This window comes from Salipiger sp. ABF4_146, from assembly GCF_056161345.1.
The window spans coordinates 32,953-48,400 of the sequence record NZ_JBSWYX010000012.1; the positions used below are offsets into that span (position 1 = coordinate 32,953).

Here is a 15,448-nt window from a genome sequence, read left to right on the forward strand (position 1 = left end):
TAACGAAATCAGATAATTAGTTTGGTTTTGTGCGGTTTTAACCGGAAATTCAAAGGATTTATGAAATTGTGAAAAAGGGGCGCTAACTTGCGCCCCTCATTAGAGTTTTATTCAGTTATGTGGCGAAAACTCAGGCGGCGTTGGCCATCGCGTCGAGGATTCGCGCCCAGCTGCGGATACCCTTGTGGAAGCTTTCGAGGTCGTATTTCTCGTTGGGCGAATGCAGTTGGTCGTCGTCCTTACCCCAGCCCACCAGCATCGCATCCATGTCGAGGATGTTCTGGAAATACCCGGCAATGGGGATCGAGCCGCCGCAGCCCGCATAGGCCGCCGGGTCCGGCCATTCGTCCGACAGTGCCTTGCGCGCCGCCTCGAAGCCGGGGTGGGTGGTGTTCATCTCGGACGCGGGCGAGCAGCTGTGGTCCTTCCATTCGACAGAGCAATCGGCGGGCACCTGCGCCTCGACCCAAGCGCGGAAGTTCTTGCGGATCGCCTGCGGGTCCTGCGTGCCGACGAGCCGGAAGCTGATCTTGGCGGAGGCTTCGGCAGGCAGCACGGTTTTGAAGCCCGCGCCGGTGTAGCCGCCCCAGATACCGTTGATCTCGGCGGTGGGGCGCGACCAGATCATCTCGATCGGCAGGTGATCCTTTTCGCCTGCGGGCTGGGATAGGCCGACACCGCCAAGGAAAGCTGCGTCATCGAAGTTCAGCGATTTCCACTGTTCGAGGATTTCCGCTGGCAGCTCCGGCACACCTTCATAGATCTCGGGGACTTGGATCGTACCGTTCTCGTCGAACAGCCCGCCGAGGATATTGGTCAGCACGCGGATCGGGTTCATCGCGACACCGCCGTACATGCCCGAGTGCAGGTCCTTGTCTGCCGCCTTGATGGTCAGCTCTTCACCCAGCAGGCCGCGCAGGCGGGTGATGATCGCCGGGGTCTTCGACTGGAACAGGCCGGTGTCGCAGATCAGCGCGATCTCGGCTTTCAGCTCCTCGGCGTTCTCCTTCATGAAGGGGATCAGCGACGGCGAGCCGCTCTCTTCCTCGCCTTCGAAGAAGAAGGTGATCTTGCACGGCAGCGAGCCATGCACGGCTTGCCACGCGCGGCAGGCCTCGATGAAGGTCATCAGCTGACCTTTGTCATCCGACGAGCCGCGGCCGCGGATCACCTTGCCCTTGGGGGTCTCTTCGATCGCCGGATCGAACGGGTCGCGGTTCCACAGGTTCAGCGGGTCGACCGGCTGCACATCATAATGTCCGTAAAACAGCACGTGCGGGCCCGGCCCGTCGACATGGCCCACCACCATCGGGTGACCCGGGGTGGGGCGCTTGCTGGCCTCGACGCCGATGCTGGCCAGATCGGCGACGAGCCAGTCGGCGGCCTTGTCGCAGGCGTCCTTGTAGTCGGGGTCGGTCGAGATCGAGGGGATTCGCAGCAGGTCGAGGAGACGATCGAGCGAGGCCGGAAGGTCTGCGTCGATCTTGGTGAGCACAGTGTCGAGGGACACGTTTTCTTGAGCCATGGGGCGCTCCTTCTTGAGAGTTGCGCGGAGCCTACCACCCGGCCCGGCACTGTCCAGAGCGCGCAGGCGCCGGGCGTTTCACGCCTCCGAGCGCGGAATGGGCGTTGAAAGCAAGGGGCCGTGGCGGGATTTCATGTGCCGCTGCGGGCGTTTCGCCGTGGCTGCGTTCGGGTCACAGGCTGCGCCGATGCGCGTCAGGCGAACAATATGGGAAACCCGACCTTGAAAGGTTACTCCGAAAGTCTTGATTCAAATCAAGGGCGCGACGCTTAGTCTCGTTCTAAAGCGTGGACATGGACTGCCGTGGCCGGTATCCAATCCAAACCGTGAATGTGGCCCTTAGACCACATGGGCGCCGTGATAAACGCGGCCAACAATTGATGAAGGAAGGAGATACCGGTGGATTACACCGCGAAGCTCGACGAAGCCCTTGACCGTCTTCACGCCGAGGGGCGCTATCGCACCTTCATCGACATCGAACGCAAAAACGGCCGTTTCCCCCACGCGACATGGCGTAAAGAGGACGGCAGCGAGATGCCGATCACCGTGTGGTGCGGGAATGACTATCTTGGGATGGGGCAGCACCCCGCGGTTCTGGCCGCGATGCACGAAGCCATCGACGCCACCGGCGCTGGCTCTGGCGGTACGCGCAACATCTCGGGCACCACGGTCTATCACAAGCGGCTCGAGGCCGAACTGGCGGATTTGCACCAGAAGGAGGCCGCGCTTGTCTTCTCCTCGGCCTATATCGCCAATGACGCCACGCTCTCGACCCTGCCGAAGCTGTTTCCGGGGCTGATCATCTACTCGGACGAGCTGAACCACGCCTCGATGATCGAGGGCATCAAGCGCAACGGCGGTGCCAAGCGCATCTTCCGGCACAACGACGTACAGCACCTGCGCGAACTGATGGAAGCCGACGATCCCGCCGCGCCGAAGCTGATCGCCTTTGAATCGGTCTACTCGATGGACGGCGATTTTGGGCCTATCGAGGCGCTGTGTGATCTGGCGGATGAGTTTGGTGCGCTGACCTATCTCGACGAGGTGCACGCGGTCGGCATGTACGGCCCGCGCGGCGGCGGCGTTGCCGAGCGCGACAACCTGCTGCACCGGCTCGACATCATCAATGGCACGCTGGGCAAGGCCTATGGCGTGTTTGGCGGCTATATCGCGGCATCGACGAAAATGTGTGACGCGGTGCGCTCCTACGCGCCGGGCTTCATCTTCACCACCTCGATCCCGCCCGCGGTCGCAGCCGGGGCGGCGGCCTCGATTGCGCATCTCAAGCAGGATCAGGAACTGCGCGAGCGGCACCAGACGCAGGCGAGAATTCTCAAGATGCGGCTGAAGGGGCTGGGCATGCCGATCATCGACCACGGCTCGCACATTGTGCCGGTGATCGTCGGCAATCCGGTGCACACCAAGAAGCTGTCGGACATGCTGCTCGACGGGTTCGGCATCTATGTGCAGCCGATCAACTTCCCGACCGTGCCGCGCGGCACCGAGCGGCTGCGCTTTACCCCGTCGCCGGTGCACGGCCCCGACGAGTTGGACAAGCTGGTGCGCGCCATGGACGAACTGTGGTCGCATTGCGCGCTCAACCGGCAGGAACTCAGCGCCTGAGCCGGATCGGTCTGGGCGCTAACTCAACCAAAGCGGTCCCGGCGGTTTCCTAAATCGCGGGGACCTGTTTTGTTCTGGTGTTGCCGCTAGGTCGCTGTGGAAAACCCATGCAGCCTGCGCAGATCAACGCCGATGATACCCTGAATTTCTGTCATTTCAGTTGTTCTGTGCTAACCTACCATCAATAAAGGCCGCGACCCGAATCGCGAGCCGGTGATTTGGCGGGCGCAGTCTGGGACGGTGGAGCACAAGGCGGAACGCATGATAGGGCGTAATTCCCCTCGTATGTCTGATGAGGAACTCAACGCGGAGGCGGCTCCGCGGAGTTTCGATGATTTCACGCTGCGGCTTGGCGACGTCATGCGCGGCGAACGCGCCACCATGGGCAAATCCCTGCTCGACGTGCAACGCGAACTGCGCATCAAGGCCAGCTATATTGCCGCGATCGAAAACTGCGATCCTTCGGCGTTCGACACGCCCGGCTTCATCGCCGGATATGTGCGTTCCTATGCCCGCTATCTGAACATGGACCCCGACGAGTGCTACCGCCTCTTCTGCGAAGAGAGCGGTTTTGCCGTCGCGCATGGCATGTCGGAAAAGGCCTCGACGATCCGCAAGGGGCAGGGCGATATGCCCGCGCCAATGGCGCGCGACATCTTTGAACAGCCGCGCATGCCCTTCGTGCCCGCAGGCGAATCCTTCTTCTCGCGCATCGAGCCCGGCGCGATCGGGTCGTTGCTAGTGCTGGTCGCTCTGCTGGGCGGCATTGGCTACGGCGGTTTTGCCGTACTGCGCGAGGTCCAGCGCGTGCAGGTCGCGCCTGTGGACCAGACGCCGCTGGTGCTGAGCGATCTCGATCCGGTCCAGGGCGCTGACGAAATCTCCGACGAAAGCGAAGGCGAAGAGGTTGCCAGCGCCGAGGGGGCAGGGCCTTTCTCGCCGCCGTCGAACGAGGCGCTGGACCGGCTTTACCGGCCCAAGGCGCTCGACGTTCCGGTTCTTGTGGCGCGTGACGCACCGATCTCGTCGCTCGATCCCTCGACTGTGGGGGCCTTTGCTCAGGCCGCGCGCAACCAGTTGCCGCAGGTCGACACCAATCCCGCGGACGCGGTGCTGCAGGTGGCTGGTCTGTCCGGCGATGCGGCGCAGCCCGACGAGACGGCGCTGCCGCGCACCGTGCTCGACAGCGAAAGCGTGACGCTAGTGGCCGTGCGCCCCGCATGGGTACGGGTGCGCGACGGTGAGGGCGGCGTTCTTTACGAGCGGGTGATGGAGCCGGGTGACACTTGGACCGTGCCTGAAGGCCAGACCGGCGCGAACCTCACCGTGGGCGAGTCGGGTGCGCTTTATCTGGCAACCAACGGCCGCACGCTTGGTCCGCTCGGTCCCAAGGGGCAGGTGACCCGCGACGTGGAACTGGTGCCCGAAGTGGTCGCCGCCGCCTATCAGCCTGCCGATCCGCAGCAGGACGGTGATCTGCAGCGCGTGCTTGCGGACCTGAACGAGAGCATCGTGCCGGTCGAAGCGCCGCAGACACAGTTGGCGCAGGTCGCGCCCGACGCCACGACGCAGCCCGGTGCGCCCAAGGTGCTGCAGGACAGCGCCCCCGGCGTGACGATGATCGCCGTGCGCCCGGCTTGGGTGCGGGTGCGCTCGGCCGATGGCTCGGTGATCTTCGAAAAGACCATGCGCGCCGGTGACACGTGGACGGCCCCCGCAACGCAGGATCCGGCAAACGTGCGCGTCGGTGAATCCGGCGCGGTGTATTTCGCGGTCAACGGCCAGACCTATGGCCCGGTCGGGGCCAGCGGCACGGTCACCAAGAACCTGCAGCTGTCGGTCGATCACCTGACCAGCGCCTATCAAGTGGCCGACATCAGCCGCGATGCCGATCTCGAGCGCGTGGTGGCCGAACTGTCCAGCGACATGGTGCGCGCCGACTGAGCCGGCGCGCCGGGCTTCACGCCATCGCGATCCATTCCCTTGCGGACAAGGCAGGGCCCCTCTGGTTTCATGGCGCGGCGGGGTCTATGTTGGATATGAGTACAAACGACTGCCCTCAGGAGGGTCCTTCCGCATGAGCCACAACCCGATCCGCCCCTGGCGCAGCATTGAGCGCCGCAAATCCCGGCAGATCATGGTGGGCAATGTGCCGGTGGGCGGGGATGCACCGATCAGCGTGCAGACCATGACCAACACCGTCACCACCGACGTCAAGGCAACCATCGATCAGGTGCAGCGCGCCGCCGAAGCCGGGGCCGACATCGTCCGCGTCTCGGTGCCCGACGAGGCCAGTTCCAAGGCGCTGAAGGAGATCGTGCGCGAAAGCCCGGTGCCGATCGTTGCCGACATCCATTTCCACTACAAGCGCGGCATCGAAAGCGCGCTTGCCGGTGCCGCCTGCCTGCGCATCAACCCCGGCAACATCGGCAGCCCCGAGCGCGTGCGCGAGGTCATCGCGGCGGCGCGCGACAACGGCTGCTCGATGCGCATCGGGGTGAACGGCGGCAGCCTCGAAAAGCATCTGCTGGAAAAATACGGCGAGCCGTGCCCCGAGGCGATGGTGGAAAGCGCGCTCGACCACATCCGCATTCTTGAGGACAACGACTTTCACGAGTTCAAGATCAGCGTCAAAGCCTCTGACGTCTTCCTGTCGTCGGCCGCCTACATGGGGCTGGCCGAGGCGACCGACAAGCCGATCCACCTTGGCATCACCGAGGCGGGCGGCCTGACCTCCGGCACCATCAAAAGCGCCATTGGCCTTGGCCAGCTGCTGTGGATGGGCATCGGCGACACGCTGCGCGTCTCGCTCTCGGCCGATCCGGTCGAAGAGATCAAGGTCGGCTACGAGATCCTGAAATCGCTTGGCCTGCGCCACCGCGGCGTCAACATCATCTCTTGCCCGTCCTGCGCGCGGCAGGGGTTCGACGTGATCAAGACGGTGGAGACGCTGGAAGAGCGGCTAGAGCACATCAAGACCCCGATGTCGCTGTCGATCATCGGCTGCGTGGTCAACGGACCGGGCGAGGCGCTGATGACCGACGTCGGCTTCACCGGCGGCGGCGCCGGATCGGGCATGGTCTATCTGGCGGGCAAGGCCAGCCACAAGATGTCGAACGACCAGATGATCGACCACATCGTCGAGGAGGTCGAGAAGAAGGCCGCCCAGCTCGAAGCCGCAGAGGCCGCCGAAGCACAGGCTGCGGAGTAGGCGGGTGCAGCGGGCGAGCGCTCTGGAGGGGGTGATCCCGCCCGCTGGCCAACTGCTGGACTTCACCGCGCTTCGCGGCCTTGAGGGGCTGCGCCGTGCGCAGGGGCTGATGAGCATCGCTCTTGTCAGCCTCGCCTCATTGGCGATCTGGGGGTTCATGGATGTGCCGCTGATGCTGCCATGGCTCGTCGGCATGATCTTTGTCTTCGGGCTGCATTTCCTCGTCGTGACCTCGCTTCCCGACAGCGGCTATCGCCGCCGGCTGTTGCTGCCGGTGGCGACGATGATCCTGTCCGGCCTGATGTATATCGCCGGCGGCCTGATCCTCTGGACGCAGGGCGAACCGGCGCTGTCGATCCTGTCGCTGATGTTCGTCTTCGTGGCGTTGCTCAACACGCTGTCCTACCGGGTGCAGATGCGCCTGCTGCTGGTTCTGGACCTGTCGCTGATGGCGGTCGGCATTCTGGCGCGGGCGGGCTGGCTCTGGTGGGGCGATCCCGGCAGTGCCGACACGATCATGATCAGCGCGGCGCTCGTGATCTGCTATCTCTATTTCTGCCGCGTCGCGTGGAGCGCGCTGCGTACGCGCGAGAGACTGGAGATTGCCGCAAGCGCGGCGTTGGCGCAGGCCCGGGGCCGCGCGCTGGAACAGCTGACCGGCGGTGTCGCGCATGATTTCAATAACTTACTGACCGCAGCTCTGGGCAATATCGAACTGGCACGTCTGTCGGGCAGCGCAGGCGAGCGGGATGAGCTGATGGCGGAGGCCGAAAGCGCCGCCCGGCGCGGTGCCGAACTGACCGGGCAATTGCTTGCCACGGCCAGTCGCGCGCCGCTCAGCCCATTGCCGGTGCAGCCTGCCGCGCAGGCGCGCGAGTTGAAACGGTGCGCCGAGACACTCTTGCGTCCCGCGCATCGGCTGACGCTGTCCGTGGCGCCTGATCTTCCCGTGGTTCATGTGGACGCCCCGCGCCTTCAGAGTTGCCTGATGGAACTGGTGAAGAACGCCTGCGATGCGATGCCGGACGGCGGCACGCTGGAATTGCGTGTCTCGCGGCGCGGGCAGGAGAGTGACACGCAGGTGTGCTTTGAGCTGCGCGACAGCGGGCCGGGGATCGCCGCGGAGCTGATGCCGCTGGTGTGCGAGCCATACTTCACCACAAAGCCGGTTGGACAGGGCTCTGGGCTTGGTCTGGCGATGCTTCGGGGCTTTGCCGAGCAGTCGGGCGGCAGCTTTGATCTAAGCGCGGCGCCGCGCGGGCGGGGCACCCATGCGCGGCTGTGCCTGCCGGTGCGCGAGGCTGATGCCGATGCCGCCGGGCAGCGGGATGAGGGGCATGGTCTGGGTCCGGCGACCGGAGTCGCCGGACCGGCAGCGTAGAACTCAGCTCTCGCTGCGGACCTGGTCGACCACTTGGCGCATGCCGTCGATGGGCACGTAGCCACGCAGCATCTGGTCGCCAAACACGAAGGTCGGCGTGCCGCTGATCTGCAGCCGTTGCGCCAGTTCGTGCGTCTCCTTGATCCGGCGGTCGACCTCGGGGTCGCTCATCTTCGCAAGGATCGCATCGGCGTCCAGACCCAGCGTGCTTGCCAGCCGCGACAGCACCGGCTCGGTCGGTTCCTGATTGAGCGAGATCAGCGCGTCATGCATCTGTTTGTATGCGTCCGGCCCCTCGACCAGCATCGTCGCCAGTGCAAAGCGCGAGGAGGTCACGCTGTCCTGCCCGAGGATCGGGAACTCCTTGATGATGATGCGGATGTTGCCGTCGCTTTCCACAAGTTCCTCGACCTCGGGGAAGGCCTTGCGGCAGTAGCCGCAGCGGTAGTCGGAAAACTCCACGATGGTCACGTCGCCGTCGGGGTTGCCGCCGACCCAGCTGTAGCCGTCGTCGAAGAGCGCGTCGGCGTTGTCGGCGACGAGGTCCTCGTCGGCGGCGGCCTGCTGCTGCTGCTGCTTGGCCTCGAGCGCGCTGACCGCCTCCATGATCACCTCGGGGTTGTCGAGCAGATATTCACGCACCTCTGCGCGGAACGCCTCGCGCTGCTCGGGGGTGAGGTTCTCGAGATCGAGGCTCTGGGCCAGCACGGGCTGGGCCATCAGGCCGGTGGCCACGGCCAGCGAGGCGGCGGCGCGGCGAAGCGTGGTGCGTCGGGTCGAAAGGGGTTGCATCTTGTCTCCGTCGGTCAGGGGCGCCCGCATCGGGCGGTCTCAGCGTTTCCTTGCGGCGCGCTCGGATGCGTCTATCACATCCTGCGCCCGGCGCCACGGGGCCGAGCCACGTGGCAGCAGATCTACAGCGCGTTTGGCGTGGATCGCGGCGTCTTCCATCCGGTTTTGCAGCGCATAGCGCTGCGCCGTGGCCTCCGAGGCCATGCCGGTGTTGCCGGCGCGGGCATAGGCCACCGAGATATCGCGCAGGATGCGCGGATCGGCCCAGTCGCGCCCGCGCGCGGCTTCGAGGGTTTGCAGGGCGGGGCCGTATTGTTGCGAGGCCAGTTGCGCCCGGCCCAGCCCGCCGAGGATCTGGGCATTGCGCGGGGCCAGCCGCCGAGCCTGTTCGCTGACGCGCGCAGCATCGGCGGGGCGGCGCGATTCCAGCAAGATCTGCCCCTTCAGGTCGCGAAAGTAAGGATCGTCCGGCCGCAGCGAGATGGCACCGTCGATGGCCCGCAGCGCGCCGCCCAGATCGGATTGCCGGTGCCGCGCCACCGCCTCGCGCATCAAGGCGATGTCGCGGCTGCCGCTGCGGTCGAGCCGGTCGAGCGTCCACCGCGGCGCACGCAGGAAGGCTGACAGTTTGCCGCGGGCGCGCAGGAACCAGTATTGCGCCGCCGGGTCGTCGCGTTCCGGCAGCTTGGCACCGGCGACCAGCGCCTCGAGGCTGCGGAAGCGGTCGCGGGTCAGCGGGTGGCTTTGCATATAGGGATCCTGCCGCCCGACGTTCAGCGCCTCCTGCCCAAGAAACAGCTCCTGCGCCTGCAGCGCGCCGCGCGGATCGATCCCGGCGCTGACCAGCGTGCGCACCGAGGCGATGTCGGCTGAACTTTCTTCGGCGCGGGTGTGGCCGAGGAAACTGCGCAGCGCCGAGCTTTGCGTGCCGATCATCAGCCCTGCGGCGGCGCTCGCGTTGCCCGAAGCCGCCCCGGCGGCAGCCGCCAGTACCATGCCCAGCCCGGCGGCGTTGCGCGCGGCGCGCATGTTGCCGGCGCGGCGGGCGATGTGCCCGCCGGTGATATGCGCGGCCTCATGCGCCAGCACCGCCTGCAGCGCCTTGGCGCTTGGCAGTTTCATGATCAGCCCGGAATGCACGAAGATATGGCTGGGATCGGCGACGAAGGCGTTCAGGCGATTATCCTGCACCACCATCACCCGCACCTGTCCCGGGCTCAGCCCGGCGGCGCGCAGCACCGGCGCGCTCAGTTGGGACAGTGCATGTTCGATGTCGGCATCGCGCAGAAGCGTGGCCGCACGCGCCGGGGGCGCCGCCAGCAAAAGGGCCAGGGCGCAGAGCGTTGCAACGAAGCGCAGCGCGGCGCGCGGCATTGACCCTCCCTCGGAAGCTTCGTACTTCGCCCGGAGGCGTCGTGCCGGGTCACCATGGGAGGAAGACATGCGAAACTCAAGCCGCGGGGCAGTTGATCCCTTCATCGTGATGGATGTGATGGAGCAGGCGCGCGCCGCCGAAGCGGCGGGCCGTCACATCATCCACATGGAAGTGGGCCAGCCCAGTTCCCCCGCGCCCGAGGCCGCCCGCAAGGCACTGGCCAAGGCGATGGAGCATGATGCGCTTGGCTACACCGTGGCGCTTGGCATCCCCGAACTGCGGGCCCGCATCGCGCGGCTGTACGGCGAGTGGTATGACGTTGATCTCAACCCCGAGCGCGTGGTGGTCACGCCGGGCTCGTCGGGTGGCTTCATCCTCGCTTTCTCGGCGCTTTTCGATGCGGGCGATCGGGTGGCACTGGGCGCTCCGGGCTACCCGTCCTACCGGCAGATCCTCAAGGCGCTCGATCTGCGCCCCATCGAGGTGCAGACCGCCGCCGAGAACCGCTATCAACTGACCCCACAGGATCTTGCGGGCGTGGGCTACGAGGGCGCCATGGTCGCCTCGCCCAGCAACCCCACGGGCACCATGCTTGGCAAGCCGGAACTGGCCGCATTGGTGGAGACGGTGCAAGCGCGCGGCGCGGCCTTCCTCTCGGACGAGATCTATCATGGCATCGATTACGACAAGAAGCCGGTGACCGCGCTGCAGGTCTCGGACGAGGTCTGCGTGATCAACTCCTTCTCGAAGTATTTCTCGATGACCGGCTGGCGGGTCGGTTGGCTGGTGGTGCCCGAGGCGCAGGTGCGCCAGTTCGAGCGGTTGGCGCAGAACCTGTTCATCTGCGCGCCCAACGCCTCGCAGGTGGCGGCGCTCGCGGCGATGGATGCCACCGAAGAGCTGCAGGCGAACCTTGCGGTCTATGCCAAGAACCGCACGCTGATGATGGAGGGGCTGCCGCAGGCCGGGTTCGACCGTATCGCCCCGCCGGATGGCGCCTTTTACGTCTATGCCGACGTCAGCCACCTGACCGACGACAGCCGGGCCTTCGCCGCCGAGATCCTCGACAAGGCCGGCGTGGCGGTGACGCCGGGGCTGGACTTCGACCCGGCGCGCGGCGCAGGGACGCTGCGCTTTTCCTACGCCCGCGGCACGGCAGAAATCGAGGAAGGTCTTGCGCGGCTCAAGGCGTTCATGGACAGCCGCGGCTGAGGCGGCGGCGCTAGGTCGCGCTGCAACGTGATCATCTCGCCGCTGCGAACCACGTGCGAATCCGGCGTCGGGCTGCTAGGCTTCGGCCCAACCACAAAAAGACAGACGGGCGGATGAGCAGTATTTTCCGGATCATCGCGGCGGGCGTGCTGTGCGCCGCGCTCGGCACAACGTTCGGCACCAGCGGTGCGCAGGCGCAGAACGCCGGGCTGGGAGGGCAGGCGCGGTTGTTGGGCGGCGGCGCCGAAGACAGGGGGCGTGGCGGTGCCGAACTGTCGCTGGACCTCAGCCAAGGCGTGCCGTGGCGCGCCTTCACGCTGACCGACCCGGCGCGGCTGGTACTGGACTTCCGCGAGGTCGACTGGACCGGCGCCGATGCCGCGGCGATGGATCGCGCCGAGGCGGTGGCGGCGCTGCGCATGGGGCCGTTCCGCTCGGGCTGGTCGCGGCTGGTGGCCGAGCTGTCGCAGCCGATGACCATCGACAAGGCCGGAATGCAAATCTCCGAAGAGACCGGCCGCGCCACGCTGCGCCTGACCCTCGGCAGGGCGAGCGCCGAAGAGATGGCGGCGCAATCGGGCCAGCCGCGCGATCCGCGCTGGGATCTGCCGCAAGCCAAGGCCAAGGCGGCCCCTCTGCGCGCGCCCGGGGCGCCGCTGCGCATCGTGCTCGATCCCGGCCACGGCGGCATTGACCCCGGCGCGCAGCGCGACGGCCACGCCGAGGCTGAGCTCATGCTCACCTTCGCGCGTGATCTGCGCGATGTGCTGCGCCGCGCGGGCTACGAGGTGCTGATGACGCGCGACGAAGATGTCTTTGTCTCGCTCGAGGCGCGGGTGGCGCTGGCGCATGACGTACGGGCCGACCTGTTCGTGTCGCTGCATGCCGACGCCATCGAGCAGGGCATCGCCCATGGCGCCACGGTTTATACGCTGGCCGAAGACGCCTCGGACGCGGCGTCGGCGGCGCTCGCGGAAAGGCACGACCGGGACGACATTCTTGCCGGGCTCGACTTGTCGGGCTCTGACGATCGCGTGGCCAACGTGCTGATGGATCTGGCCCGGCTTGACAATGCGCCGCGCGGCAAGGCGCTGGCGCGGCAAGTGGTCAAGGGCATCCGCAACGCTGTCGGACAGGTGCACAAGCGCCCGCTGCGGCAGGCCGGGTTCTCGGTATTGAAGGCTGCCGACATCCCCTCGGTGCTGATCGAGGTCGGATTTCTGTCGACCGCCGAGGACTTGCACCACCTGCAGGACCCGGCGTGGCGCGCGGGCATGGCGGCGGGCATTCGCGACGGCATCGACGCTTGGGCGATTGAAGACGAGGCGCTGGCGCGGCTGCGGCGGCAATAGCCCTCTCAGGTGCCGTGCCGCCTGCCGCGCGGCGCGGTTTGCGCGACCCCGGTATCTTGGGCGCGACCCACCCGGCAGGAGCCTGCCCGGCGGGGGGCGCTGGCAGGCTTGTGTTTTGACCTGACGCGTTGCGTTGTATAATGGGACTGCAATCCAAAGGGGCATTGCTTGTGACCAGGTTCATTCTCTCGTTCTTCGGAGCCATCTTCAGCGTCATCACCTTGGGGGTGATGGCGGTCGCGCTGTCCATCGGCGCGGTGTTCTGGATTTATGGCCGAGACCTGCCAAGCCACGAAAGCCTTGCGCAGTACACACCGCCGACGATCTCCCGCATCTACTCGCAGGAAGGGCAGATCATCGACGAGTTCGCGCAGGAGCGGCGGCTGTTCACCCCCGCCGACCAGATCCCCGACATGGTCAAGCAAGCGTTCATCTCGGCCGAGGACAAGAACTTCTACGAGCACCACGGCTACGACGTGCGCGGCATCGCGGCGGCGGTGGTGGAGGCCGTGCGCACGCGCGGCCGCGAGGTGCGCGGCGCCTCGACGATCACCCAGCAGGTGATGAAGAACTTCCTGCTGTCGGGCGACCGCAAGATCGAGCGCAAAATCAAAGAGATCATCCTCGCCTCGCGGCTCGAGGAAACGCTGAGCAAGGACAAGATCCTCGAGCTTTATCTCAATGAGATTTTCCTCGGCCAGAACTCCTACGGGGTGACCGCCGCGGCGCAGACCTATTTCAACAAGACCCTGACCGAACTTGAACCGCATGAGGCGGCGATGCTGGCGGCAATGCCGCAGGCGCCCGGTCGCTACCACCCGGTGCGCGCCAAGGAGCGCGTCACCCAGCGCCGCAACTACGTGCTGCGCGAGATGCTGGAAAACGGCTACATCGACGAGGCGACCTATGAGCATGGCGTCGCGCAGCCGCTGCAAACGGTGCAGAACGGCGATTTCCCGCCGTATCAGGACGGGCTGCCGCCGCGCGACTATTTCACCGACGAGATCCGCCGCCAGCTGACCGACCAGTTCGGCGAGGGCGAGTTCTTCTCCGGCGGCCTGTCGGTTCGCGCAACCCTCGACCCCGAGATGCAGGTGGAGGCGGCCAAGTCGCTGCGCATCGCGCTCGAGGACTACGACCGCAGCCTTGGCCGCTGGCGCGGCACCGGCAAGACCATTCCCGAAGAAAGCCTCGGTTCGGAAGAGGCGTGGCGCGAGGCGCTGGCCTCGGTGCCGGTGGCGCGCGATGTCGACCTCGAAAGCACGTGGCTCCCGGCGGTGGTGCTGGAGGTGGGCGACAGCCAGATGCGTCTCGGCATCGAAGGTGTCGAAGACACCGCCGAGCGTCCGTCGGTGGTGCCGCGCGACGACATATCGTGGATTCGCGGCAGCTTCGTGGACAACTTCAAACGCGGCGACGTGGTGCATGTGCGCGCGATGATCACCGATCAGGATGGATCGTTCATCCGATGGACGCTGCGGCAGGTGCCGCGGGTGCAGGGCGCCTTCATGGCGATGGACGTCAACACCGGGCGGGTGATCGCCATGCAGGGCGGCTTCAGCTACCAGAACTCGGTGTTCAACCGCGCCACGCAGGCGCTGCGCCAGCCCGGTTCGAGCTTCAAGCCCTTCGTTTACGCCTCGGCGCTGGATTCTGGGTACTCGCCCTCGACGATCATCATCGACGCGCCGATCGAGATCGACACGCCGCAGGGCGTCTGGCGTCCCAAGAACGCCTCCAACACCTATTACGGGCCAACCCCGCTGCGCACCGGGATCGAACGCTCGCGCAACCTGATGACCATCCGTCTCGCGCAGGAGATTGGCATGGACACGGTGGGGCGCTACGCCGAGAAATTCGGCGTCTACGATCATATGGGGCGGGTGCTGGCCAACGCGCTCGGGGCGGATGAGACGACGCTCTACAAGATGATCTCGGCCTACGCGATGTTCGCCAACGGCGGCGAGCGCGTGTCGCCGACGCTGGTTGACCGGGTGCAGGACCGCTACGGGCGTACCGTCTACAACCACGAATACGAAAAGGGCAACGAGCGCACCTGCCTCGATTGCGCCGACCCGAACCTGCCGCCGGGCCGCGGCCCGGACATCCGCAACAACCGCGACCGGATCATGGACGCGGTCACCGCCTATCAGCTGACCTCAATGATGCAGGGCGTGGTGCAGCGCGGCACCGCCTCGCGCACGGTGAACCTGCCGGTGCCCACCGCCGGCAAGACCGGCACCACCAACGACGCCAAGGACGTGTGGTTCCTCGGCTTCACCTCGAACATCGTGGCGGGCTGCTACATCGGCTATGACACGCCGCGCCCGCTGGGCCGGGGGGCCTCGGGCGGCGGCATGTGCGGGCCGGTGTTCAACCGCTTCATGCTCAAGGCGGTCGAGAAATACGGCGGCGGCCAGTTCAAGGTGCCGCCCGCGTGTAACTTCCTCAACATGGACCGCTTCACCGGCGCGCGGCTGGGGCCAAATGCCTCGGGTGACAACGTGGTGGCCGAGTGCTTCCGGTCGGGTGAAGAGCCGCTCTTCGGCGTGCAGCTTGACGGCGGCTGGGCGATGTCGGGCAACTTCGACATGATCCAGCCCGACGGCTCGACCCGCCCGCGCGAGGTGACCACTTCGACGGGCCGCAAGGCGACTGTAGGTCCGAAGGCGTCCTTCGGCACGCTCAGCTCGGGCGGCCTCTACTGAGGGCTGCGGCTGCGGCACTTCGGACGATCTGAACAGGCGGAGGGGGTGTTCCCTCCGCCTGTTTGCTTGCCGAAGTGCCGCAATTGGCAGCGGCGAGCAGGGGCGCTGCCCCTCTTGGCCTGCGGCCAATTCACCCCGGCGTATTTTAGAAGAGAAGAAGCGCACGGCGGCATGGTCTTCTTCTCTTTTCAAATATGCATATCCGGCGCCGCCGCCGGTGCGGCGGTAGGCGAAGGCGGGGCAAAGAAAAGGGGCGGAAGGCCGCTGCC

The 15,448-nt window shown here is 66.2% G+C and carries 10 protein-coding genes; 7 read left to right on the forward strand and 3 right to left on the reverse strand.

Features of this window, described 5'->3' with window-relative positions:
• Window positions 1–130: 130 nt before the first annotated feature.
• A complete protein-coding gene (locus tag ACXAJT_RS17550; RefSeq protein WP_475237471.1) occupies window positions 131–1,510 on the reverse strand; it encodes a M20/M25/M40 family metallo-hydrolase in 1,380 nt (459 codons plus the stop codon).
• A gap of 414 nt (window positions 1,511–1,924) precedes the next feature.
• Here ACXAJT_RS17550 and hemA point away from each other — a divergent pair, with 414 nt between their 5' ends.
• The 4 genes from hemA (at window position 1,925) to ACXAJT_RS17570 (ending at window position 7,740) form a co-directional block, all read left to right on the forward strand.
• Window positions 1,925–3,148, forward strand: coding sequence for a 5-aminolevulinate synthase (gene hemA, locus ACXAJT_RS17555; RefSeq protein ID WP_475237308.1), 1,224 nt, complete (start codon window positions 1,925–1,927; stop codon window positions 3,146–3,148).
• 261 nt (window positions 3,149–3,409) lie between these two features.
• On the forward strand, window positions 3,410–5,092 hold the full coding sequence (locus ACXAJT_RS17560; protein ID WP_475237309.1) for a helix-turn-helix domain-containing protein: 1,683 nt from the start codon (window positions 3,410–3,412) through the stop codon (window positions 5,090–5,092).
• 133 nt (window positions 5,093–5,225) lie between these two features.
• Complete coding sequence (gene ispG / locus ACXAJT_RS17565) at window positions 5,226–6,359, forward strand: flavodoxin-dependent (E)-4-hydroxy-3-methylbut-2-enyl-diphosphate synthase (protein WP_475237311.1); 1,134 nt, start codon at window positions 5,226–5,228, stop codon at window positions 6,357–6,359.
• A gap of 4 nt (window positions 6,360–6,363) precedes the next feature.
• Entirely contained in the window at window positions 6,364–7,740 is a 1,377-nt protein-coding gene (locus tag ACXAJT_RS17570; RefSeq protein ID WP_475237313.1) for a sensor histidine kinase, read from the forward strand.
• A gap of 3 nt (window positions 7,741–7,743) precedes the next feature.
• Here the strand turns inward: ACXAJT_RS17570 and ACXAJT_RS17575 are convergent, their stop codons facing one another.
• Both ACXAJT_RS17575 and ACXAJT_RS17580 read right to left on the reverse strand, forming a co-directional pair.
• Window positions 7,744–8,532 carry a DsbA family protein gene (locus ACXAJT_RS17575; RefSeq protein ID WP_475237315.1) on the reverse strand — a complete coding sequence of 263 codons (789 nt, stop codon included), beginning with the start codon at window positions 8,530–8,532 and terminating at the stop codon, window positions 7,744–7,746.
• Between the two features lie 39 nt (window positions 8,533–8,571).
• Entirely contained in the window at window positions 8,572–9,906 is a 1,335-nt protein-coding gene (locus ACXAJT_RS17580; RefSeq protein WP_475237316.1) for a M48 family metalloprotease, read from the reverse strand.
• A gap of 67 nt (window positions 9,907–9,973) precedes the next feature.
• Here ACXAJT_RS17580 and ACXAJT_RS17585 point away from each other — a divergent pair, with 67 nt between their 5' ends.
• The 3 genes from ACXAJT_RS17585 to ACXAJT_RS17595 all read left to right on the forward strand — a co-directional run bounded on the left by ACXAJT_RS17585 (window position 9,974) and on the right by ACXAJT_RS17595 (window position 15,179).
• Complete coding sequence (locus ACXAJT_RS17585) at window positions 9,974–11,119, forward strand: pyridoxal phosphate-dependent aminotransferase (protein WP_475237318.1); 1,146 nt, start codon at window positions 9,974–9,976, stop codon at window positions 11,117–11,119.
• 113 nt (window positions 11,120–11,232) lie between these two features.
• On the forward strand, window positions 11,233–12,471 hold the full coding sequence (locus tag ACXAJT_RS17590) for an N-acetylmuramoyl-L-alanine amidase (protein WP_475237319.1): 1,239 nt from the start codon (window positions 11,233–11,235) through the stop codon (window positions 12,469–12,471).
• 170 nt (window positions 12,472–12,641) lie between these two features.
• On the forward strand, window positions 12,642–15,179 hold the full coding sequence (locus ACXAJT_RS17595; protein WP_475237320.1) for a penicillin-binding protein 1A: 2,538 nt from the start codon (window positions 12,642–12,644) through the stop codon (window positions 15,177–15,179).
• Window positions 15,180–15,448 lie beyond the last annotated feature (269 nt).

Coding starts and splice junctions, on each gene's coding strand:
- ispG (WP_475237311.1), top strand. CDS start 5,226: ATGAGCCACAACCCGATCCGCCCCTGGCGCAGCATTGAGCGCCGCAAA.
- ACXAJT_RS17590 (WP_475237319.1), top strand. CDS start 11,233: ATGAGCAGTATTTTCCGGATCATCGCGGCGGGCGTGCTGTGCGCCGCG.
- ACXAJT_RS17585 (WP_475237318.1), top strand. CDS start 9,974: ATGCGAAACTCAAGCCGCGGGGCAGTTGATCCCTTCATCGTGATGGAT.
- ACXAJT_RS17580 (WP_475237316.1), bottom strand. CDS start 9,906: ATGCCGCGCGCCGCGCTGCGCTTCGTTGCAACGCTCTGCGCCCTGGCC.
- ACXAJT_RS17575 (WP_475237315.1), bottom strand. CDS start 8,532: ATGCAACCCCTTTCGACCCGACGCACCACGCTTCGCCGCGCCGCCGCC.
- ACXAJT_RS17560 (WP_475237309.1), top strand. CDS start 3,410: ATGATAGGGCGTAATTCCCCTCGTATGTCTGATGAGGAACTCAACGCG.